The sequence below is a fragment of the Glycomyces sp. NPDC050141 genome (assembly GCF_055586545.1).
In genome coordinates, this window is sequence record NZ_JBVJHZ010000009.1 from 13,608 (window position 1) to 34,642 (window position 21,035).

Genomic DNA, 21,035 nt, shown 5'->3' on the forward strand with positions numbered 1-21,035 from the left:
AACTCGGCGGGCCGCACGCCAGGATACGGGTTCGCAAAGCACCCTCGCCGCGACTTACCACGCGGGTGTGACATCGCGTTTCCGGGCCCCCCGGGGATACCCTACGCGCAAGGTCCGACAGTGAGCCCCCTTCACCTGTGGAAACGCCCGGGACCCGCCGTCGCGGCGGGTCCCGGGGCGTTCGCTAATCCGTTACGGCCGCTTCGATGGTGAGGGTTCCGGCGGCGGTGTCGAGGGTGGCTTCGGTGCCGAGTGGCATGACGCGCGGGTCGAGGCCGTGGCCGACCTTGAGGCCGCCGAGGACCGGGACGCCGAGGTTGCCGAGGCGGTCCATGAGGGCCTCGTTCATGGTCCATTCGCCTTCGGTGTACTCGTCGTTCGCGTCCGGCTCGAACTGGCCGACGGCGATCCCGGCGAGGTTGGAGAAGTGCCCGGCGCGGATCAGGCGGGTGAGCATGTTGTCGACCCGGTAGCGGGCCTCGTCGACCTCTTCGACGAAGAGGATCGCACCGTCGAGGTCGGGCCAGTTGGACTCGTCGGGCTCGGCGGCCATGAGCGAGAGGTTGCCGCCCAGCAGCGGCCCCGTCGCGGTACCGGCGACCTCGACCTCCGCGGTCGGCACGAGCGGGTCGCGGGTGAGCACGACCGGGTCGGTGGTCATCAGCGCCGTGCGCAGCGACTCGGCGGTCGCGGCGGTGTTGTTCGACGACCACGCCATCATCGGCGAGTGCAGGCTCGCCAGGCCCGTCTGGTGGTTCGCGGCCAGGTGCAAAGCGGTGATGTCGGAATACCCGACGATCAACTTCGGGTTGTCCGCGAGGCCGCTGAAGTCGACCTCGTCGATGATCCGGGTGGTGCCGTAGCCGCCGCGCGCGGTCATGACCGCCTTCGCTTCCGGGTGGTCGAGCGCGTACTGCAGGTCGGCGAGGCGGTCCTCGTCGGGCGCCGAGAGCCAGCCGTACGTGTCGAGCGCGTGCTCGGTCAGCTCGACCCGCAGGCCCCAGCCTTCGAGGATCGCGATGCCCTTCGCGACGGCCGCGGCCGTGGTCGCGCTGCCCGGGGCGGGCACGACGACGAGGTCGCCCGGCACGAGCTTGGCGGGCTTGCATGCCTTGGGCTGCTTCGCGTTCGCAGGCGATGCAGCTGCGGCGGCGACGACGGCGCCAGCGGCGATGCCGCCGATGAGGGCGCGGCGGGAAAGGGCGGGACGGGGGTCTTGACGCATCGGGGTCTCCTCAGGAGTGGAACAGTTACCCCCCCACTAGACGCAGAAAACATGTCGCTTCAACACCCCCGTGACCGATTTTTCTCAGAGTTCAACCGGTCCTCGTCTCCGGCCCGGCGCGAACGGCGGCGCGGTATCGTCACGTGGACAGCGTCGACGCGAGGGGTGGAGCCGGGTGCATGTGGTGATCATGGGCTGCGGGCGCGTGGGCTCGTCCCTGGCGCGGAGCCTGGTGGAGCGCGGGCACACCATCGGGATCATCGACCAGGACCCGAAGGCGTTCCGCCGCCTCGGCCCGGACTTCGACGAGACCACGGTGCGCGGCGTCGGCTTCGACCGCGGGGTCCTCCAGAAGGCCGGCATCACCCGCGCCGACGCGTTCGTCTCGGTCTCCTCGGGCGACAACTCGAACATCATCGCCGCGCGGGTCGCCCGCGAGAACTACGGCGTCCCCAACGTCATCGCCCGCATCTACGACCCGCAGCGCGCGAGCGTCTATGAGCGCCTTGGCATCCCGACCGTGGCGACGGTGCGGTGGACGGCCGACCGGCTGCTGCGCCACCTCCTCCCCGAGGACCAGGAGCCCTTGTGGAGGGACCCGACCGCGACCCTGTCGATGGTCGAGGTCCTGTGCGCCGAAGCGTGGTACGGCACGCCGCTGTCCCGCCTGGAGGAGGCCACCGGCCACCGGGTCGCCTACATCACCCGCTTCGGGCGCGCGACCCTCACGGGCCCGTCCACAGTGCTGCAGGACGGCGACCAGGTGTTCATGCTCGTCGCCGACGGCGACGAGTCCCGCATCCGCGAGATCGCGGGCACCGCCCCGCAGGGAGGTGCCGCATGAGGGTCGCCATCGCCGGGGCCGGGAACGTCGGCCGCTCGATCGCCTCGGAGCTGGTCGGCAACGGCCACCAGGTGCTCCTCATCGAACGCGACCCCGATTCCATGCGGCCCGAACGGGTCCCGGAGGCCGAGTGGCTGCTCGCCGACGCGTGCGAGCTGGAGAACCTGCGCCAGGCGCACCTCGAAGGCTGCGACGTGGCCGTGGCCGCCACCGGCGACGACAAGGTGAACCTCGTGGTGAGCCTCCTGTCGAAGACCGAGTTCGCGGTGCCGCGCGTGGTCGCCCGCGTCAACCGCGCCGAGAACGAGTGGCTGTTCAACGAGGAGTGGGGCGTGGACGTCTCGGTCTCCAAGCCGCGGCTGCTCGCCGCGCTCGTGGAGGAGGCCGTGAGCGTCGGCGACCTGGTGCGGCTCCTGACCTTCCGCCAGTCGCAGGCGAACCTCGTCGAGATCACGCTGCCGCTGGACGCCCCGCACGTCGGCAGCCGCGTCGCCGAGGTCCCGCTGCCGCACGACGTGGCGCTCGTGGCGATCATCCGGGGCCGCCACGTCATCCCGCCGAGCCCGGGCGACACGCTCCAGTCCGGCGACGAGCTCGTGTTCGTGTGCAATGAGGACGCCGAGGACGCGACCCGCTCGGTCATCCTGGGCGAACGCCCCTAACTGCGGCGCTCAAACCTGGCCCTTCGGGCTTTACAGGGGCGAGCACCGCAAGATACATTGAAAGTTCTCAATGTTCCTATTATTTGGGAGCGCTTTCATGTTGCACCTCAAGCAATCCGGCAACCCGCCGGACCGACAATCGCGCAGGCGGAACCTCCGCGGCCTCATCGTCCTCATCGCCGCGCTGTTCGCGGCCGGGACCGCCGCGGTCGTGTTCGTCCAGCCCGCCGCCAGCCACGGCACCTCCATCGCCCAACCCTCCCGGCACTACAGCTGCTGGGAGCGGTGGGGCTCGGACTTCCAGAACCCGGACATGGCCCAAGAGGACCCCATGTGCTGGGCCGCATGGCAGAACGACCCCAACGCCATGTGGAACTGGAACGGCCTCTACCGCGAGCAGGTCGGCGGCAACCACCAGGCCGCCATCCCCGACAACCAGCTGTGCTCGGGCGGACAGACGGGCGGCACCCGGTATGCGCCCCTCGACACCCCCGGCGCCTGGAAGACCACGAAGGTGAACTCGGACTTCACGTTCACCAACTGGGACCAGGCGAACCACGGCGCCGACTACTACCGCATCTACGTCACGAAACAGGGGTACGACGCCCAGACCGACGCACTCGACTGGGCCGACCTCGAACTGGTCGAGGAGACGCCGAAGATCCTCCCCGGAGCGGGCCGCACCCCGCCCTCGGGCGGCGGCACCCTCGTCGACATCGACGTCTCCGCGCCCGGGCGCACCGGCCACCACGTCGTGTACATGATCTGGCAGGCCAGCCACTTCGACCAGTCCTTCTACTCCTGCTCGGACGTGTGGTTCGGCGAAGGCCAGCCGACCGACCCGCCGACCACGCCCACCGGCAGCCCCACCACCAGCCCGACCACGGGCCCGACCACCGGTGAGCCGACCGAGGAGCCCACCACGGGCGGCCCCGCCGGGTACCTGTGCGGCGCAACGGCGACGGTCAACAGCTGGGGTTCGGGCGCGACGGTGAACGTCAAGGTGTCCAACACCGGGACGCAGGCCATCCACAACTGGATGCTGCACTGGCAGTGGCCCAGCGGCGTGACGCTCAGCAACATCTGGAACGCCACGCACTCCACGATGGGCACCATGGAGATGGCCGAACCGGTCGACTGGAACAAGGCGATCCCCGTTGGCGGCTCGGTCGAGTTCGGGTTCAACGTCTCAGGCTCGCTCACCAGCGCGCCCGCATTCGAATGCCTCCCGAGTTAGACAAGAGAAGGCGCGGCGCATCAGCGCCGCGCCTTCTTGAAGAACCTCTTACGACGAAGCGGCCTCGACGGCCTTCATCCTGCGGCGCACGGCCCAGATCGTGAAGGCCGTCAGAGCGATCGTGACGGGCCAGCCGCCGAAGAGCGTCACCAGGCCCAGCGCGTTGTCGGAGTCCAGGTAGTACAGCCAGATGCGGGCCGCGTTCTTGACGATGAAGACCACGCCCCACAGGATCGTGATCTTGCTCAGGACGTCGACGAGCGGCTTGTTCTCGCGCCACTCCTTCTTGCCGCCCTGGGCGACCACGGCGTAGATCCAGCCGATGATGGGGTGGCGCACCAGCGCCGAGACGATGAGCAGCACCCCGTAAATGGAGCCCTGGATGATGCCGGGCAGGTAGAAGTTGCGGGCGTCCGTGGACTTCCAGGCGAGGAACGCGCCGAGCGCGATGCCGAAGAGCCCGTTGAGCGCGTGGCGGATCGGCTCCTTGCGGGCGGCGCGCCACCCGGCGATCGCGAGCGCGCTCGCAGCCGAGATGACGATGGCCCACTGGAGTCCGCTGAGGGGCCCCATCTGGTCGGGCAGGAGCGGGTTGAGCACCACGAACAGGGTGATCGGGACGGCCGCCTCGACGACGCCCTTGACGCCGCCGAGCTGCTGGGAGAGCTGCTCGGTGAACGGCGGGAGCTCGTCCGGGTCCTGCGGCTCGCGGCGCTCTGAAGCGCTGCGGTCGGCTTGCTTCGGCGCGATCTCGTGGTCGTGGGCCGGCGTCTCGGTGCTCAATGCGGGCCTTCCAGGTCGTGTGGCCGGTCCGCGTTCCGGGGCGGTCTCGGCGCCGGCTTGCCAGCCGTAGATGTGCACAGTTCGTAGGTCGGGTTGTAGACGGCGAGGCGTCCATCGCCCAGCTGGGCCACGCGGCCGCGGGCGACGAGCCTGGTCCCGGCCTCAAGGCCCACGATACGCCGTCGGCCCATCCAGACCAATGCGACGTGTCCGGTGCCGTCGTCGAGTTCGGCCTCCACGGAGGGCGAGCGGCCGCCGGTGTCGGCCGTGACGGCGGTCAGGGTCCCGGCGACGGCGGCGAGCTGCCGCGGCCGGAGCCGGGCGATCGGTACGGCGTCGGCTTCGGCTTCGCGGCGGATCTCGTCGGTGAACGGCACCTGCCGGGGCGGGGTACGCCAGCGCTCCGCTCGCAGGCTCCGCAGTGAGTGGAGCCAGTCCTTGGCGCGGGCGGCGGGCATGGGGGTGCTCCCTTACCGCTTGGGGCGCGGCGAGGGCTTGCGGCGGACCTGGGGCCGGGGGGTGTCGCCCGCGGCGATGATGGCGCGGTTGCCGTCGCCGCCTTCGGCTTTGCGCTGCGCGATGCGGGCGGCGGCCTCTTCGGCCATCTTCGGCGGGAGCTTCAGCGGGAGGGGTTCGCGCACGGGCATGGCGACGGAGCCGCGGTCGATCACGAGGAGGCGCAGGGCCTCGTCGAGTTCGGGGGCGGCGTCCACGTCGAGGGCCCTCTGGCCCTGGAAGGTGGCCTGGACGAACCAGCGGGGGCCGTCGATGCCGCAGAAGCGCACGGAGTTGGTGCCCTTCTTGGAGGCGACCTTGGCGATGAGCTCGGTGCCCCAGCGGCCCTCGACCTCCTCGACCTGGCCGCCCTGGCCGGTGACCTGGGTGGTGAGTTCGCCGCGGAACTCGTCCCAGATGCCTTCGCTGCGGGGCGCGGCGCGCACGAGCAGCTGGAGGGCGGAGGCGCCGGTGGTGAGCAGGACCTGGCTGATGTTGCCCTTGGCGTCGGTCTGGGCCTGGAAGCCCACGCCCTTGGGGACGGGGAGGCGGATCGCTCCCAGGTCGATGCGGCGGACGCCGTCGTCGGGGGCGTCGGAGACGTCGTAGGGGCCTTCGGTGGCCTCGTGCTCGAAGGTCTCGCCGCTCTCGGCCAGCGAGTCGAGGACGGCGCCCTCGGCGGGGCGCTGCTTCTTCGACTTTCGCCGCTTAAACACGTTCGCTCTCCTCTGCAAGTCGGCGGTGCCCGCCGGTGGAACCGTGGCCGCTCGCGCCGCGCTGCGTCGGCGCGAAGTCGTCGACTTCGGTGAAACGGGCTCGCACAACCGGTTGGACTACCAATTGTGCGACACGGTCGCCGCGTTCGATGACGGCGGTCCGCTCCGGGTCGAGGTTCACGAGGTTGATCTTGATCTCACCGCGGTAGCCGGAGTCGATGGTGCCGGGTGCGTTGACGATGGTGACGCCGAGGCGGTGGGCGAGTCCGGAGCGGGGGTTGGTGTAGCCGACGTGCCCGTCGGGGATGGCGACGGCGACGCCGGTGCCGACGAGGGCCCGCTGCCCGGGGGCGAGGGTGACGCCTTCGGCGGCGTACAGGTCGGCGCCCGCGTCGCCGGGGTGCGCGTAGGCGGGCAGCGGCAGGTCGGGGTCGAGCCGCCGGATGGCGACCGGGACGTCGGCGGTCATCGTCGTCGGGTTCCTCTCACTCGCGGAAGCACGGCCCGAGGGCCGTACGAGTTGCGGGGTTATGGTCTCAGATATGAAGAGCGGGGAACGGTACGCCGAGCGCATGCGGCTTCCGGCGGCGGGTTGGCTGGCCGTGATCGTGGTGGCGGTGCTCGCGGGGGCGTTGTCGAACTTCGGCGACATGCGCTGGTGGCGCGTGGCGGCGAGCGTCGCGCTCATGGCCGCGGTGTTCGCGGGCGCGTGGTGGCTGGGCCGCCTGCGGGTGAGCGTGGCGGAGGCGGACGGCGAGGTGTGGCTGCACGTCGACGACGCGAAGCTGCCGATGTCGGCCGTGGCGGAGGTACAGGTGCTGGACCGGGTCGCGTACTCGGACGCCCTGGGCGTGGCGCTGCATCCGCTGGCGTTCGTGGTGCAGCGGCCGTGGATCGGCCGGGGCCTGCGGATCGTCCTCGACGACCCGGCGGACCCGACCCCCTACTGGGTGGTCGCCTCGCGTCGTCCCGAGCGCCTGGAGGCGGCGCTGACGGCCTCGCGCGTGTCCGCTGAGGCCTAGAGGCCCGGACAAGCGAGACGGCCCGCAGGAGGCATCCTGCGAGCCGTGCGCTATCTGAGGGGCACCGTTCAGGCGGGCGTCACCCGAGCCGCGGGGGCTCGGTGCTTACGCGCAGTCCTTGCAGATCGGCTGCCCGTTCTTCTCCTTGGCGAACTGGCTGCGGTGGTGGACCAGGAAGCAGCTGGAGCACCGGAACTCGTCCTGCTGCATCGGCAGGACCTTCACGGACAGCTCTTCGTCGCCCAGGTCGGCGCCGGGCAGCTCGAAGTTCTCGGCGACTTCGGCCTCGTCGACGTCCACCGACCCCGATTGATCGGTGCGGCCCTTCGCGAGGGCGTCAATGCCGTCGCCTCCGGCGGACTCTTCCTTGTCGCGGCGCGGGGCGTCGTAGTCGGTTGCCATCGTTTTCCACTCCCAATTGGTTTCTCTTGCGGTTCCGGAACCGAGCGCGGCGGGTTGCCGCTGGAGTGTTCGGGTGACACAGCGGCCCGGCTCGGGTTCCTGGCGGGTTCGGTTCCGTCCCTGCAGGCGGCGTACCTTACCGCGTGCAGTCCATTCCTATACACGATGCCCCCGGGTTTTTCATCCCCATTGTGGCGAGAAACACTTCTGTGTCAAGCGCAGCGAGTGTACCGCCTCTCGCCCACGGAGACGACTCGCGCACGATAGCCTTTCGGATGGCAACGTTTGCGGGCCTTCGGCTCGTCTAAGTGCAGACACATTCGTTGGCACTTTTTGGAGACTCGGGGAGGCAGCCGTGCGTATCGCTCGTATCCGCGCTTTGACGGTTCTGTGCGCATTGGCTCTGGTGGCGGGCCTGATCACGCTCTGGGCGATCCGGAACGACTCGCAGACGTCCGCGAGCGGGGACTGCCCGCCCGGAGCCGTCGAGATCAAGACCTCCCCGATCCCCAAGACAGAGGAGATCGAACTGGTCGTCCTCAACGGCACCGACCGGGACGGCCTGGCAGAGCAGGCCGCCGCGCAGCTGGAGGACCGCGGGTTCATCGTCACCGAGACGGGGGACGCCGACGAGACCTACGACGGCACCGCGCTCGTCTACTTCGGCCCCGACCAGTACGCCGCCGGCGCCCACGCCCACGCGTACTTCTACCAAGGCAGCCAGGCCTTCGACCTGGACTGGGACAAGCCCATCACCATCGTCCTCGGCGACGACTTCGCCGAGGTCCGCTCGGCCTCCGACGCCCGCCAGTCCTTCGCCCAGGGCGGCATCGGCCCGGCACCCGAGGGCACCTGCACGGTAGAATAGAGCGCCGTCACACCCCACGTGCTGCAACACATTGACACTGAAAATGCGGAAACACAGCTCGAAACGGCACCACGGACGGGCCGCAGGCGAATTTCGGCGCTACAATTCACGCCTGCCCGGTCGTTGTGCCGACCTGGGCTGCCGACCCAATATCCAACGCTCACCCGCTATGGAGCCCGGCTGCGCCGTGCCCGCCATTGCCTCGGAAGGTTGCTCGTGACTGACGCACGTCCCACCGGCACAGACGTCAATTCCCTGACCGACTCGCTGCTCGCTCTGGCCCGAGAGAGCAACGGGCAGCTGACGTCCGCGACGGTCGCCCAGGTTCTGGAGTCGGTGCAGGCCTCCCCCGCTGACGGCAAGAAGGTGCTCCGCGCCCTCGCCGAGGCCGAGGTGACCGTGGTCGTGGACGGCTCCGCCTCCACGCGCAAGCGCGTCCCCGCCGCCCGCACCGCCACCTCCTCCCGGACCACCACCGCGAAGGCCGCCAAGAAGACCGCGGTGAAGAAGACCGCCGTCAAGAAGGCCGCCGCCGCTCCCGCCGCTGAGGAAGCCGACGAGGAGGGCGCGGTCAAGAAGGCCGCCAAGAAGACCGCGAAGAAGGCCGCCGTCAAGAAGACGGCGGTGAAGAAGGCCGCCGCGAAGAAGCCCGCCGACGGCGAGGAGCCCGACGAGGCCGAACTCGCCGCCGCGGCCGACGACGACGCGCTGGCCGAGGCCGCCGCCGCCGCGCCCGCGAAGAAGGCCACCCGCAAGAAGGCCGCCAAGAAGGCCGCCGCGGGCCGCAAGTCCAAGAAGGACGGCGAAGAGGACGAAGAGGGCGACGACTTCGAGTGGGACGAGGAGGACTCGGAAGCGCTCAAGCAGGCCCGCAAGGACGCCGAGATGACCGCCTCGGCCGACTCCGTCCGCGCCTACCTCAAGCAGATCGGCAAGGTCCCGCTCCTCAACGCCGCCCAGGAAGTCGAGCTCGCCAAGCGCATCGAGGCCGGGCTCTACGCCGTCGAGCGCCTCAAGCTGCTCCGCGAGGCCGGCGAGGAGATCCCCACGCAGATGCGCCGGGACCTCGAATGGATCGTCCGCGACGGCGACCGCGCCAAGGACCACCTCCTCGAGGCCAACCTCCGCCTCGTCGTCTCCCTCGCCAAGCGCTACACCGGCCGCGGCATGGCGTTCCTGGACCTCATCCAGGAAGGCAACCTCGGCCTCATCCGCGCCGTCGAGAAGTTCGACTACACCAAGGGCTACAAGTTCTCCACGTACGCCACCTGGTGGATCCGGCAGGCCATCACCCGCGCCATGGCCGACCAGGCGAGGACCATCCGCATACCGGTCCACATGGTCGAGGTCATCAACAAGCTCGGCCGCATCCAGCGCGAACTCCTCCAGGACCTGGGCCGCGAACCCAGCCCGGACGAGCTCGCCAAGGAGATGGACATCTCCCCGGAGAAGGTCCTCGAGATCCAGCAGTACGCGCGCGAGCCGATCTCCCTCGACCAGACCATCGGCGACGAGGGCGACAGCCAGCTCGGCGACTTCATCGAGGACTCCGAGGCCATCGTGGCCGTCGACGCGGTCTCCTTCTCGCTCCTCCAGGGCCAGCTCCAGCAGGTGCTGCAGACCCTCTCCGAGCGCGAGGCGGGCGTCGTCCGGCTCCGGTTCGGCCTCACCGACGGCCAGCCGCGCACCCTCGACGAGATCGGCCAGGTCTACGGGGTCACCCGCGAGCGCATCCGCCAGATCGAGTCCAAGACCATGTCGAAGCTGCGGCACCCGTCGCGCTCGCAGGTCCTGCGCGACTACCTCGACTAACCCGCTGCGACCGCACCGTCCCGATTACGCCCGGTTTCGCTCCGGGCGTAATGGAACCCCAAGGCGCAGCACGGCTCCGAGCTGGGGTGTATCACCCGAACGGGTGGGTACCTCAAGCTCGTGCCGGGTTGTCGAACGGCGTTCCGTGGGCTACGGTGTGGAACAACCATCGAACCGATGAACTGAGTGAGGCCAGTCTCAGTCAGGAAATGTCGGGAAGAGGCAGTACAGTGCAGGCGTTGAACGGAACGAGCCGGTCAACAGGCCGACCATAGAGATTCATTGCTATGCAGGTGCATAGCGACCGAACGCAGCGGAGGACCTGGTATGACATCCACCCTGACGCCCCCGCCCCAGGTGGAGGAACGTCCGATCGCGGGCGAGCGCTGCGATCGGTGTAGCGCCGCGGCAAAGCTCCGCGTGACCCTGGCCGAAGGCGGCGACCTCGTCTTCTGCGGCCACCACGCGAACCAGTTCGCCGAGAAGCTCGTGCCGATCGCCATCGACTTCACCGCCGACCCCGAATTCGAGTGGCGCGGCACCGACCTCATGGCCTCGGAGAACTAGCCGGGAACCAGCCGCCGACACAGGCTTTCAAGGGCCCGAGCGCGATTGCGCTCGGGCCCTGATCCATGTCCGGACAGCACTGCCGGAACGATGCGACGGGCCGCCAGCGCAATGCGCCGGCGGCCCCGTTGTTTATATAGCGGACATCCCGCTCCGGGATTCGGTCACCAGGAGCGGATGACGGCGATCCGCTCCTCCAGCTGCTCGATGGTCGCCTGCGCGCTCGGCGGGCCGCCGCACGTCGACCGGAGCTTCGCGTGGATCTTCCCGTGCGGCTCGTTCGTCGAGAACGACTGCGCGCCGACGAGGGCGTTCAACTGCTTGCGGAGCTTCAACCGCTTCTGCGCGTTCGTCATCGCCGGTTCGGCCGCCGGGCGCTCGGCAGTCTCGGTGCGGGTGCCGGTCCTCTGCTTCGCCATCTGCTCGCGCTGGCGCTTCTGCAGCAGCAGGTGCACCTGCTCCTGCGTCAGGAGGCCAGGCAGGCCCAGGTACTCCTGCTCCTCGGCGCTTCCGGCCTCCACCGGCAGGCCGAACGAGCCGCCGTCGAAGATCACCTGGTCGAGCTCGGCGTTCGACTCCAGGGTCTCGCGCTGGCCGCCGAGTTCGGTGCCCTCGTTGAGGACCCGCTGCGCCTGCTCCAGCAGGAGCTCGGGGTCCTGGTCGTCGGCGGACTTGGGTTTGATGACGTGGTCGCGGTCGGCTTCGAGGTTCTCGGCGAGGCTCAGCAGCGGGATGACGCTGGGCAGGAACACCGAGGCGGTCTCGCCGGGGCGCCGGGACCGCACGAAGCGGCCGATGGCCTGCGCGAAGTACAGCGGCGTGTGGGCGTTCGTGGCGTAGACGCCGACGGCGAGGCGCGGGATGTCGACGCCTTCGGAGACCATGCGGACGGCCACGAGCCATTCCTCATCGGACTCGGCGAACTTGGCGATCTTGTCCGAGGAGCCCGCGTCGTCGGAGAGGACGATCGCGGCGCTCTTGCCGGTGACGCGTTTGAGGATGCCGGCGTAGGAGCGGGCGGTGTTCTGGTCGGAGGCGATGATGAGCCCGCCCGCGTCCGGGATGCCTGCGGCGCGCAGCGAGGAGAGCCTGCGGTCGGCGGCCCGGATGACCTGCTTGATCCACTCGCCTTCGGGGTCGAGGGCGGTGCGCCAGGCCTGGCTGGTGAGGTCTTTGGTGAGCGGCTGGCCGAGGCGCACGGCCAGCTCGTCCCCCGCGCTCGTGCGCCATTTCGCCTGGCCGGAGTAGGCCATGAACATGACCGGGCGCACGACGCCGTCGGCGAGCGCGTCGCGGTAGCCGTAGAGCGCGTCGGCGCGGGAGCGCTTGACGCCGTCGGCCTCCTCGTCGTATTCGACGAAGGGGATCGGGTTGTCGTCGCTGCGGAAGGGCGTGCCGGTGAGGGCGAGGCGGCGTTCGGCCTCGTCGAAGGCGGTCTTGACGCCGTCGCCCCAGGAGCGGGCGTCGCCCGCGTGGTGGATCTCGTCGAGGATGACGAGGGTGCGGCGGGCGAGGGTGCGGCGGCGGTGGACGGCGGGGTCGGCGCCGATCTGGGCGTAGGTGAGGACGACGCCGTGGAAGTCGGATGCACTGTGGACGGAGGCGTTGCGGAAGGCCGGGTCGAGCTGGATGCCGAAGCGGGCGGCGGCCCCGGCCCACTGGGTCTTGAGGTGCTCGGTGGGAGCGACGACGGTGACGGTGTCGACGGTGCCGTCGGCGAGCAGGTCGTAGGCGATGCGCAGCGCGAACGTGGTCTTGCCGGCGCCGGGCGTGGCGACCGCGAGGAAGTCGCGCGATTGACCCCGGTGGTAGGCGACCATGGCCTTGCGCTGCCAGACCCGAAGCGACGGAAGCGTTTCGGGTGGGGCGGCCGGGATCATGCGGGCTCCTCTGCGACGTGGGCGGACCCGGTTGATTTTAGGACGCGACAGGGGTCACGTTCATCGCTCCAGCAGGATCGTGTTGGGGCCGACGTTGACACTGCGGACGAGCATCATGGCGCCGAACTTTCCGGTCTCGACGTGCGCGCCGAGGCCGCGGAGGCGGGCGGCGACGGCTTCGACCAGGGGCTCGGCGACGGGCCCGGGAGCGGCGGCGTTCCAGGAGGGGCGGCGGCCCTTGCGGGTGTCGGCGTAGAGGGTGAACTGGCTGACCAGGAGGATCGGTGCGTCCAGATCGGACGCCGAGAGCTCGTCGCGCAGGATGCGCAGGGACCAGATCTTCTCCGCGATCCATTTGACTTCGTCGGGTCCATCCGTGTGGGTGACGCCGAGGAGGACGAGGAGGCCTTCGCCGATGGCGCCGACGCTGGTGCCTTCAACCGTGACTTCGGCTTCGCTGACGGTCTGCACAACTGCTTTCATGCCCCAGATCCTCCCGCACCGGTCAGGCGTAGGCTCGAAGGGTGGCAAGGCGTGAGAAGGCGACGAGCATCACCGATGCGGCGATGTCCCTCGATGAGGAGCGGCGGTACCGGACCATCCGGTATGTCGTGATGATGTCTATTCGCGGCGTGGTCGTGATCGTGCTCGGCATCGCGGTGATGGCCGAGGCGCCCCTGCTCTGGCTGTGGCTGGCGCTCGGCATCGTCGGGATGGCGGTGCTGCCTTGGCTGGCGGTGCTGCTGGCGAACGACCGCCTGGTGCGCAAGCCGGGCGTGTTCACCAAGCACCAGCGGCGGGCGCACACGCTGGAAGCCCCCGAGCACCGCATGATCGATTCGGAATAGTCGGGTCGGGCCTCCTCGACGAAGCTTGCGGGTCGTAAATTCGTGGAGCAAGATTGACGGGATCTTGCGCGTTAATGAGGAGTGAGTTGCCGTGAGCGAACTTCCCACCACCGGTGGTACCGAGGGCGGCGGTTCTACCCTGCTCGAAGAGCAGACCCAGACCAACCCGAACTACACCTACGAGGACGGCGACGAGGATCGGTTCTCGCACTACGTCCCGAAGGACAAGCTCATGGCCGCCATGGTCGACGGCATCCCGGTGAAGGCGCTGTGCGGGAAGATGTGGGTCCCCACCCGCGACCCCGACCGCTTCCCGGTCTGCCAGAACTGCAAGGACATCTACGCGAAGATGAAGGGCTAGCCGCGGCGCGGCTCTCACCTTTGCGAAGAACAACGATGTGATGGGGCTCCACCTGCTATAACGCACGGGTGGAGCCTTCTGATTTCGACCCGAGCGCCTTGATGCTGGTCGCCGAGCTGATCGGCACGGCGGTGTTCGCCGCATCGGGCGCGAGCGCCGCGGTCGGCAAGCGCCTGGACCTGTTCGGCGTGGTCGTCATCGGTGTCCTCTGCGCGCTCGGCGGCGGGGCGGTCCGCGACGTCCTGATCGGCGCGAAACCCCTGCTGCTCACGGACTGGCGGTACCCGCTGACCGCGCTCGTCGCGTCGCTGTTCGTGTTCCGGTTCCACCCGGCGCTGTCGCGGATGCGGCCGACGATGCTGGTGCTCGACGCGGCCGGCCTGGCGCTGTTCACCGTGGTCGGGACGCAGAAGGGCCTGGATTTCGGGTTCGCGGTCTACGCGGCTTGCATCGTGGGAGTACTCTCCGGAATCGGCGGGGGCATCCTGCGCGACATGATGGTCCAGGAGATCCCGGCGGTACTCCGCGAGGACTTCTACGCGATGGCCGCGGCGATCGGCGCGATCATCGTGGCGGTGGGGGCGCGCTGGGAGTCGCTGATCGGGCACTGGACGCTCGCGCTGATCGCCATCGCGGCGATCTTCGTTGTACGGCTGGTGGCCATCAGGTATCGGTGGCAGGCCCCGAAACCGAATTTCTGATCGTGTCTCCCGGGTTCGTGCCACCCTTCGTTCTGGGGGATCAGAATCCTCGAAATCACCTGCAAGCTGGTAGCCCGTACCCCGGTGCCCGCCGGGTCAGGCGCGGTTCAACCCACGCGCCGAGGGTCTGCAGCGAAAGGCGAATTCGATGGCACCTGTCGACAGCATCCGCCAGCGTCCGGCGAGGCGTCCGGCGCAGCGCGCGACCGAATACTCCGGCGACCCCGTTCGCGCCTATCTGAACGGCATCGGCAAGCACCGGCTCCTCACCGCCTGCGAGGAGGTCGAGTGCGCCAAGGCGATCGAGGCCGGCCTCATGGCCGAGTGCCGCATCTCCGAAGTGACCGACCCCGACTTCCGCTCGGACCTGGCCCGCATCGCGGCCGAGGGCCGCGCGGCCAAGCAGCGCATGCTCGAGTCGAACCTGCGCCTCGTCGTCTCCGTCGCGAAGCGCTACTCCGGCGCCGGGCTGAGCCTGCTCGACCTCATCCAGGAGGGCAACCTCGGCCTCATCCGCGCCGTCGAGAAGTTCGACTACCAGAAGGGGTACAAGTTCTCCACGTACGCCACCTGGTGGATTCGCCAGGCGATCAACCGGGCCGTCACCGACCAGTCCCGCACGATCCGCGTGCCCGCGCACACCGTGGACCAGATCAAGCGCATGAACCGGGTCCGCCAGGACCTCATGGTCGAGCTGGGCCGCGAGCCGCGCTACGAGGAGATCGCCGAGGAACTCGACGTCACCCCGGGCAAGGTCCTGGAACTCATGTCGTACGACCGCGAGCCGGTGAGCCTCGACCAGACCGTCGGCGAGGACGACTCGACCGCGCTGGGCGACCTCGTCGCGCACCTGCCGCGCGAGCACGGCACCGACGACGCGGTGTCGTACGCGCTGCTGCGCCGCCACATCGCGAACGTGCTCGCCTCGCTCCCCGAGCGGGAACAAACCGTGCTGCGCCTGCGTTTCGGCATCGACGACGGGCGCCAGCGCACCCTCGAAGAGGTCTCCGCCGACTTCGGCCTCTCGCGCGAGCGGGTGCGCCAGATCGAGAAGAACGCGCTGCACCGCCTCCGCCAGCCCGACTACGCCGGGCGCCTCGCCGAGTATGTGGCGTGATCGACCCTGACGGCCCGGTTCACCGTGTCGCTTTGGGGTGTGAGCGTGCCGTACGTCCGGATGGCTGCACGCAGGAGCAGCCTTCACGCCGTATACCATTGGGGTTGACAGGGGGTCTGGCGGCTACTCGACCCACCCCGCTCGGTGCCCTGCGGGCGGACTAAGTGAAGGAACGAAGCTGTGACCACGGACCTCGTCGACACCACTGAGATGTACCTGCGCACGATCCTCGAACTCGAGGAGGAAGGCGTCCCGGCGCTGCGCGCCCGGATCGCCGAACGGCTGGAGCAGAGCGGCCCGACGGTCTCGCAGACCGTGGGCCGGATGCAGCGCCACGGCCTGCTCAACGTCAAGAGCGACCGGCACTTGGAGCTCACCGAGGAGGGCCGCAGGCAGGCGGTCGCGGTGATGCGCAAGCACCGGCTCGCCGAGCGGCTCCTGGTCGACGTCATCGGCATGTCCTACGTGGAGGCCCATGAGGAGGCCTGCAAGTGGGAGCACGTCATGAGCGACTCGGTGGAGAAGCGCGTGTACGAGCTGCTGGAGCACCCCACCCGGTCGCCGTACGGCAATACGATCCCCGGGCTCAAGGAGCTCGACGCCTCGGCAGTCGCGGAGGGCCGCGAGGCCGACGAGCGGCCGCTGAGCGTGGTCTCCCCCGGTTCCAAGGTGCGCGTGACGCGCCTGTGCGAATCGGCCCAGACGCACCCGGAGCTGCTGGCCTCGCTGCACGAGGCCGGTGTGGACCCGGGCGCCGAGGTCGCGATCGACCGTCTCGACGGCGAGGTCGCGGTGACCTCCGGCGCTGACACGATCCGGCTCTCGACCGACGACGCCGCGAAGATCTTCGCCACTCCTGTCGTGTAGTCCACGGGCGCAAGGGTTTGCGCGCCTTGGAAGTCCGTGCCGCCGAGTCTTGACCCGGGCCTTACCGGGGAGTAGTCTGAGCAAAGCGTGCAAACGTTTCCAATTCATCCCACACAGGGCCGACCACGGGAAACGTCTGCGCCCGATAACTGCACTCCGCACCTGAGCGCCCTCCTCGCACCCCCGGCGAGGAGGGCGCTCACTATGCGGGGCAAAGCGAAAGGCCGCCGGAGAACCGGCGGCCTTTCGTCTTGCTTGTCTAGCCCGCTTGCTCCGCATATGCCGCTGCGATGCCCTTGGCGAGTTCGGTGAAGCCGCCGACGAGTTCGTCCACGGCGGCCGGGTCGGTGTCGACCGGGGTGGTGTATCGCATCTCGAAGATGGTGCCGCCGTTGTACCAGCCCATTTCGAGGGCCGGGCCCGCGCCCGTGTCCTCGGTGTGGACGATCCAGTAGGCCGCTTCGCCGAGGCCGTCGATCGACTCGGTGCCGTCGGCCAGTTCCTCTTCGTAGACCTCGACCTTCGCCTCGGTGCCGATGACGAAGAGCGTCAGGTCCGGGTAGGCGGCCTCGCCGGTCTGGACGGCGCACGTGAGCTGGGCCGGGGCCTCTTCGGTCTCCTCGCCGGGGCCGCCGGAGGCGAAGCGGAAGTCCTCGCCGGTGACGGAGTTGAGGGTCGCGCCGTCGATGAACGGGCAGGCGCCCGCGGCGTCGGCCAGGTCGAGCTCGACCGGTGCGGTCGAGGCCGACGACTCGCTGGACTCGTTCGCGGCGGTGTCCACCGGGTCGCCGCCCTCGGGCGTGCCGTCGTCGCTGCAGGCGGCCAGCGCCAGCAGGAGCGCGGCGGGGAGGGCGATCAGTGCGCGTCTCATGCCTGCTCCTCTCCCTGTGCCAATTTACGGCTCGCAAGCGTCGCCGAGGTGGCGACGTCGCGGCCGCGCGAGACCCAGTCGCTCCACGAGCCGATGTACACCGGCGGGGTGGGCAGTCCGGCGGCGGTGACGGCGAGCGCGGTGCGGGCCGCGCCCACGCCGGAGCCGCAGTAGTAGGCCGCTTCGGCATGGGGCGCATAGCGTTCGCGCAGGCGCGCGGTGTCGGCGAGGTCGTCTTCGCCGAGGAAGAGGTTGATGGCGCCGGGCACGTGCCCCGCGACCGGGTCGACCGGTTCCATCTCGCCGCGGTAGCGCTCGGGGGCGCGGACGTCGACGAGTTCGCGGGTCCGGGCCCATGCGGCGGCTTCGTCGGCGTCGAGCACCGGGAGGTTCCCGGGACGGACTCGGGCGGTGCCGGGCTTGGGCTCGGGGGTCTGGGTCTCCAGCGGGAGTCCGGCGCCGGTCCAGGCCTTGATGCCGCCTTCGAGGACCTGGACGTTCGCGATCCCGGCCCAGCGGAGGGTCCACCAGGTGCGGGCGGCGGCCATGCCGTCGCCGTCGTCATAAACGAGGACGTGCGAGTCGTCGTCGATGCCTGCGGCGCGCAGTACTGCTTGCAGCGCTTCGGGTTCGGGCAGCGGGTGGCGGCCCCCGACGGGGCCGACCGGGCCGCACACGTCCCGGTCGAAGTCGAGCCGGACGGCGCCGGGCAGGTGCCCTTCGGCGTAGTCGGCGTCCCGGGACGGTCCCCCGAGCGTCCAGCGGACGTCGAGACGGACCGATTCGCGCAGTTCGGCGGCCGCCTCGGCGCCGATCAATGGCCTCATGGGTCCCAGATTAACGGAGGTGCGCGTTGGGGCGTTCGGCCGCGTCCGCGAATTCGGGCATCACGGTCACAACCACGCCGTTCTCGCGCAGGATCGCGTCGCCGCCGGGCGTGTCGACGAAGTTGAGGGGCTCGCCCAGGGCGTACACGACGCGGGTGATCCCGGCGCCGATGAGCAGGCGGGCGCACGGGTCGGGGCGGGAGGCGCGGTGGCCGCACGGTTCCATGGAGGAGTAGGCGGTCGCGCCGCGCGCGGCGTCCCCGGCTTGGCGGAGGGCGACCTCCTCGGCGTGGTCGCTGGGGTCCTCGGCGCGGGAGTAGCCTTCGCCGACCATCGCGCCGTCTGCGACGATCACGGCGCCGACGCTGAAGGCGGTGTCGGACGGCGGGCATCGTTCGGCCAGTTCGACGGCGCGCGCCATCCAGCGGGCGTCGTCCTCTGTGGAGTAGTCTTCGGCGTTCGGCACGGTCCCACCGTACCGCCGCGAGGCCCGGCCCGGACGCCATGAGGCGGTAGTCACCGGCCCTTGCCGGGGGCCGATACCATGTGGGAGTCCCCCGACACTCCAGCCACGTCAGACGTGCGCGCGGCCGCGGCCGCCGATCAAGTGAGGTGCAGTAGTTGTCCGTCCAGTCCCCTCCCGCTCCGACACAGGCGCCCAGCGCACCTGCTGCAACCGGGCAGCGACGGTTCGACCGCGTGCTGGCCGCACTGCGGTTCACGCCCGGACAGCTGCGCGGCGTGCTCGCGCTGGTCGCCGCGCTGATCCTCGGCGCCGGGATCACCGGCATGACCGCGATCCTCGCGAAGTCGGCCGTCATCGAAGAGACCACCAGCCAGTCCGGGCGGCTCTCGGTGGCCGCCCTCTCGCTGTACCAGGCGCTCTCGCAGGCCGACGCGACCGCCGCGTCCTCGTACCTGACGGCGGGCACGCCCTCTGACGAGATGAACGAGACCTACCGCGAGGCGATGCGCGACGCCACGGTCGCACTCGCTACGGCCGCAGGGGAAGTGAAGACCCCGGCCGACACCGCGCTGGTGGCCGAGCTGAACGCGCGGCTGCCGGTCTACACCGGGCTCGTGGAGACCTCCCGCACGTTCAACCGCCTCGGCGAGCCGGTCGGCGCGACCTACCAGGAGCAGGCCTCGACGCTCATGCGCGACGAGATGCTGCCCGCGGCGCACGAACTCCAGGAGAACGCCCTCGGGCAGCTGCACGAGTCGCGGGACGCGGCCGCCGCGTTCCCGTGGGTCGCCGCGGCGCTCACGGTCGCCGCGCTCGGCACGCTCGTGTGGGCGCAGATGTGGCTGTCGCGCAAGACGAACCGCGTGTTCAACCTCGGTCTCGTCGGATCCTTCGTGCTGCTCGTCGCGTTCGCGGGGTGGCTCACGATGGCGTCCCTGGCGTCCGGCAGCCACACGAACCGGTCCCATGAGGAGGGTTCGGCGCCGCTCGAACTGCTCGCCGAAGCCGAGATCACCGCCCAGCAGGCGCGCGCCGAGGAATCGCTCCTGCTCATCGCCCGAGGCGAGGACCAGGACGCCGCCGACCGCTTCGAGGAGCACTTCGCGGCGCTCGCAGACGAAGGCCGGCTCCTCGACCGGCTCGAAGTCGAATTCAAGGGCGACAGCACGATCGCCGAGAAGATCGCGACCGCCCGCACCGCCGCGGACACGTGGCGGGCCGGGCACGACGAGGTCGTCAAGCTCGCCCAGGGCGGCCAGTACAACGAAGCCGTGGACCTCGTCGTCGGCGAGAGCGACACGAGCCTGTGGGCGTCCTTCACGACCCTCAACAACGCCTTGACCGAGGCGACCGACGTCAGCGCCGACCGCTTCGCCGAGGCCACCAACGACGCCCAGCGGTCCCTCTCGGGCGCCGCCGCCGGGCTCGCGGCCCTGGCGCTCGGCGCGCTCATCAGCGCCGCGGTCGGCATCCAGCTGCGAGTGGCGGAGTACTACGCATGATTCGACACCAGATCCGGCTCGCGGCCGCAGCCGCCGCCTGCCTCGTCCTCGCGGCCTGCTCCCAGCCCGCCGACATGGGGCCGCCGCAGGTCGACGTCCCCACGCCGCTGCCCTCGGGCATCAACTTCTCCCCCGAGATCGAGACCGACGCGGTCGACGAGTCCTGCCAGCCGCTCGCGTCCTACAACCCCGGCGCGACCACCGCCGCGCAGGCCGTCGCGCAGCTCGACAACCCCGAGCAGATCACCATCGGCGTCAGCCAGTCCACGAACCTCATGGGCTACACCGACCCCTCGTCCAACGAGCCGGCCGGGTTCGACATCGACATCGCCAAGGCCGTCGCCCAGTCGATCCTCGGCCCCGACGTGACGATCCGCTGGGTCCCCATGACCTCCAAGCAGCGCGAGGACGCCGTCAACGACGACAGGGTCGACATGGTCGTTCGCACCATGACCATGAACTGCAAGCGCTGGGCCGATGTGGAGTTCTCCGCCGAGTACTACCACGCCGGGCAGCGACTCCTCGTGCCGAAGGACTCAGGCATCGGCAGCCTGGCCGACCTCGCCGACGACCACCTCGTGTGCACCGGCGACGGCTCCACCTCCGTGCGCACCATCGCCGAGCAGTCCGCCGCGCAGGCCGTCACCGTCCCCGACTTCAACGACTGCCTCGTCCTCCTCCAGCAGGGCACCGTCGACGCCATCACCAGCGACGACACGATCCTCGCGGGCATGGCCGTCCAGGACCCGACGCTGCAGGTCGTGGGCGACGCGTTCTCCCAGGAGCCCTACGGGATCGCGTTCCAGAAGGGCAACACCGACCTCGCCCGCTACGCCAACGCCGCCCTCGCCCAGATCATCGCGAACGGCACCTGGCAGGCCGCCTACGACAAGTGGCTCAAAGGACCGCTGGGCGTCGCCGGCGCCCCGCCAGCCCCCCAGTACCGGGATTAAGGAAGCGAC

The 21,035-nt window shown here is 69.8% G+C and carries 25 protein-coding genes; 14 read left to right on the forward strand and 11 right to left on the reverse strand.

Going from position 1 to position 21,035, the window contains the following annotated elements:
- Window positions 1–184: 184 nt before the first annotated feature.
- A complete protein-coding gene (locus tag ACZ60M_RS07825) occupies window positions 185–1,225 on the reverse strand; it encodes a S66 peptidase family protein (protein ID WP_465415825.1) in 1,041 nt (346 codons plus the stop codon).
- Window positions 1,226–1,400: 175 nt separating this feature from the next.
- Here ACZ60M_RS07825 and ACZ60M_RS07830 point away from each other — a divergent pair, with 175 nt between their 5' ends.
- The 3 genes from ACZ60M_RS07830 (at window position 1,401) to ACZ60M_RS07840 (ending at window position 3,968) form a co-directional block, all read left to right on the forward strand.
- On the forward strand, window positions 1,401–2,069 hold the full coding sequence (locus ACZ60M_RS07830; protein WP_465415827.1) for a potassium channel family protein: 669 nt from the start codon (window positions 1,401–1,403) through the stop codon (window positions 2,067–2,069).
- The gene (locus tag ACZ60M_RS07835) at window positions 2,066–2,731 is read left to right on the forward strand and encodes a potassium channel family protein (protein WP_465415829.1); all 666 of its coding nucleotides are present in this window, start codon (window positions 2,066–2,068) and stop codon (window positions 2,729–2,731) included. Before ACZ60M_RS07830 ends, ACZ60M_RS07835 begins: the two co-directional genes overlap by 4 nt.
- A gap of 97 nt (window positions 2,732–2,828) precedes the next feature.
- On the forward strand, window positions 2,829–3,968 hold the full coding sequence (locus ACZ60M_RS07840) for a lytic polysaccharide monooxygenase auxiliary activity family 9 protein (RefSeq protein WP_465415831.1): 1,140 nt from the start codon (window positions 2,829–2,831) through the stop codon (window positions 3,966–3,968).
- Between the two features lie 48 nt (window positions 3,969–4,016).
- Here the strand turns inward: ACZ60M_RS07840 and ACZ60M_RS07845 are convergent, their stop codons facing one another.
- From ACZ60M_RS07845 to dut, 4 genes are read right to left on the reverse strand one after another with little or no spacing between them, the layout of a single operon-like run.
- The gene (locus ACZ60M_RS07845; protein WP_465415833.1) at window positions 4,017–4,751 is read right to left on the reverse strand and encodes a DUF3159 domain-containing protein; all 735 of its coding nucleotides are present in this window, start codon (window positions 4,749–4,751) and stop codon (window positions 4,017–4,019) included.
- Complete coding sequence (locus ACZ60M_RS07850; RefSeq protein ID WP_465415835.1) at window positions 4,748–5,209, reverse strand: OB-fold nucleic acid binding domain-containing protein; 462 nt, start codon at window positions 5,207–5,209, stop codon at window positions 4,748–4,750. The genes ACZ60M_RS07845 and ACZ60M_RS07850 overlap by 4 nt, the downstream gene beginning before the upstream one ends.
- A 12-nt stretch (window positions 5,210–5,221) precedes the next feature.
- The gene (locus ACZ60M_RS07855; RefSeq protein WP_465415837.1) at window positions 5,222–5,962 is read right to left on the reverse strand and encodes a DUF3710 domain-containing protein; all 741 of its coding nucleotides are present in this window, start codon (window positions 5,960–5,962) and stop codon (window positions 5,222–5,224) included.
- On the reverse strand, window positions 5,955–6,431 hold the full coding sequence (dut, locus tag ACZ60M_RS07860; protein WP_465415839.1) for a dUTP diphosphatase: 477 nt from the start codon (window positions 6,429–6,431) through the stop codon (window positions 5,955–5,957). Before dut ends, ACZ60M_RS07855 begins: the two co-directional genes overlap by 8 nt.
- 73 nt (window positions 6,432–6,504) lie before the next feature.
- On the opposite strand from dut, the gene ACZ60M_RS07865 reads away from it, so the two are divergent.
- On the forward strand, window positions 6,505–6,984 hold the full coding sequence (locus ACZ60M_RS07865) for a DUF3093 domain-containing protein (RefSeq protein ID WP_465415841.1): 480 nt from the start codon (window positions 6,505–6,507) through the stop codon (window positions 6,982–6,984).
- Window positions 6,985–7,089: 105 nt separating this feature from the next.
- Here the strand turns inward: ACZ60M_RS07865 and ACZ60M_RS07870 are convergent, their stop codons facing one another.
- Complete coding sequence (locus ACZ60M_RS07870; RefSeq protein ID WP_465415843.1) at window positions 7,090–7,386, reverse strand: DUF4193 domain-containing protein; 297 nt, start codon at window positions 7,384–7,386, stop codon at window positions 7,090–7,092.
- 355 nt (window positions 7,387–7,741) lie between these two features.
- Here ACZ60M_RS07870 and ACZ60M_RS07875 point away from each other — a divergent pair, with 355 nt between their 5' ends.
- From ACZ60M_RS07875 to ACZ60M_RS07885, 3 genes are all read left to right on the forward strand, one after another.
- Window positions 7,742–8,254, forward strand: a complete 513-nt coding sequence (locus tag ACZ60M_RS07875) for a LytR C-terminal domain-containing protein (RefSeq protein WP_465415845.1) — start codon at window positions 7,742–7,744, stop codon at window positions 8,252–8,254.
- A gap of 216 nt (window positions 8,255–8,470) precedes the next feature.
- Window positions 8,471–10,066: an RNA polymerase sigma factor gene (locus tag ACZ60M_RS07880; RefSeq protein ID WP_465415847.1), complete on the forward strand. Its 1,596-nt coding sequence runs from the start codon at window positions 8,471–8,473 to the stop codon at window positions 10,064–10,066.
- A 327-nt stretch (window positions 10,067–10,393) separates the two neighbouring features.
- On the forward strand, window positions 10,394–10,633 hold the full coding sequence (locus ACZ60M_RS07885; protein WP_465415849.1) for a DUF7455 domain-containing protein: 240 nt from the start codon (window positions 10,394–10,396) through the stop codon (window positions 10,631–10,633).
- A gap of 164 nt (window positions 10,634–10,797) precedes the next feature.
- Here the strand turns inward: ACZ60M_RS07885 and ACZ60M_RS07890 are convergent, their stop codons facing one another.
- Window positions 10,798–12,513 carry a DEAD/DEAH box helicase gene (locus ACZ60M_RS07890; protein WP_465415850.1) on the reverse strand — a complete coding sequence of 572 codons (1,716 nt, stop codon included), beginning with the start codon at window positions 12,511–12,513 and terminating at the stop codon, window positions 10,798–10,800.
- Window positions 12,514–12,573: 60 nt separating this feature from the next.
- Window positions 12,574–12,996 (reverse strand): D-aminoacyl-tRNA deacylase, encoded by a 423-nt coding sequence (dtd, locus tag ACZ60M_RS07895; protein WP_465415852.1) that lies wholly within the window; start codon window positions 12,994–12,996, stop codon window positions 12,574–12,576.
- Window positions 12,997–13,037: 41 nt separating this feature from the next.
- Here dtd and ACZ60M_RS07900 point away from each other — a divergent pair, with 41 nt between their 5' ends.
- The 5 genes from ACZ60M_RS07900 (at window position 13,038) to ACZ60M_RS07920 (ending at window position 16,407) form a co-directional block, all read left to right on the forward strand.
- A complete protein-coding gene (locus tag ACZ60M_RS07900) occupies window positions 13,038–13,361 on the forward strand; it encodes a DUF3099 domain-containing protein (protein ID WP_465415854.1) in 324 nt (107 codons plus the stop codon).
- Between the two features lie 91 nt (window positions 13,362–13,452).
- Window positions 13,453–13,722 (forward strand): DUF3039 domain-containing protein, encoded by a 270-nt coding sequence (locus ACZ60M_RS07905; RefSeq protein WP_465415855.1) that lies wholly within the window; start codon window positions 13,453–13,455, stop codon window positions 13,720–13,722.
- 68 nt (window positions 13,723–13,790) lie between these two features.
- A complete protein-coding gene (locus ACZ60M_RS07910) occupies window positions 13,791–14,423 on the forward strand; it encodes a trimeric intracellular cation channel family protein (protein WP_465415857.1) in 633 nt (210 codons plus the stop codon).
- 148 nt (window positions 14,424–14,571) lie between these two features.
- Complete coding sequence (locus ACZ60M_RS07915) at window positions 14,572–15,540, forward strand: sigma-70 family RNA polymerase sigma factor (protein ID WP_465415859.1); 969 nt, start codon at window positions 14,572–14,574, stop codon at window positions 15,538–15,540.
- 180 nt (window positions 15,541–15,720) lie between these two features.
- On the forward strand, window positions 15,721–16,407 hold the full coding sequence (locus tag ACZ60M_RS07920; RefSeq protein WP_465415861.1) for a metal-dependent transcriptional regulator: 687 nt from the start codon (window positions 15,721–15,723) through the stop codon (window positions 16,405–16,407).
- Window positions 16,408–16,666: 259 nt separating this feature from the next.
- On the opposite strand, the gene ACZ60M_RS07925 is transcribed toward ACZ60M_RS07920, so the two are convergent.
- Genes ACZ60M_RS07925 through ACZ60M_RS07935 form a run of 3 tightly spaced genes read right to left on the reverse strand, consistent with a single transcriptional unit; the run spans window position 16,667 to window position 18,571 of the window.
- Complete coding sequence (locus ACZ60M_RS07925) at window positions 16,667–17,278, reverse strand: hypothetical protein (RefSeq protein ID WP_465415863.1); 612 nt, start codon at window positions 17,276–17,278, stop codon at window positions 16,667–16,669.
- Window positions 17,275–18,105: a sulfurtransferase gene (locus ACZ60M_RS07930; RefSeq protein WP_465415864.1), complete on the reverse strand. Its 831-nt coding sequence runs from the start codon at window positions 18,103–18,105 to the stop codon at window positions 17,275–17,277. Before ACZ60M_RS07930 ends, ACZ60M_RS07925 begins: the two co-directional genes overlap by 4 nt.
- A 10-nt stretch (window positions 18,106–18,115) precedes the next feature.
- Window positions 18,116–18,571 (reverse strand): deaminase, encoded by a 456-nt coding sequence (locus ACZ60M_RS07935; protein ID WP_465415865.1) that lies wholly within the window; start codon window positions 18,569–18,571, stop codon window positions 18,116–18,118.
- 233 nt (window positions 18,572–18,804) lie between these two features.
- Between ACZ60M_RS07935 and ACZ60M_RS07940 the strand changes: the two genes are divergently transcribed.
- Complete coding sequence (locus ACZ60M_RS07940) at window positions 18,805–20,073, forward strand: MCP four helix bundle domain-containing protein (protein ID WP_465415867.1); 1,269 nt, start codon at window positions 18,805–18,807, stop codon at window positions 20,071–20,073.
- Window positions 20,070–21,026, forward strand: coding sequence for a glutamate ABC transporter substrate-binding protein (locus ACZ60M_RS07945; protein ID WP_465415869.1), 957 nt, complete (start codon window positions 20,070–20,072; stop codon window positions 21,024–21,026). Before ACZ60M_RS07940 ends, ACZ60M_RS07945 begins: the two co-directional genes overlap by 4 nt.
- Window positions 21,027–21,035 lie beyond the last annotated feature (9 nt).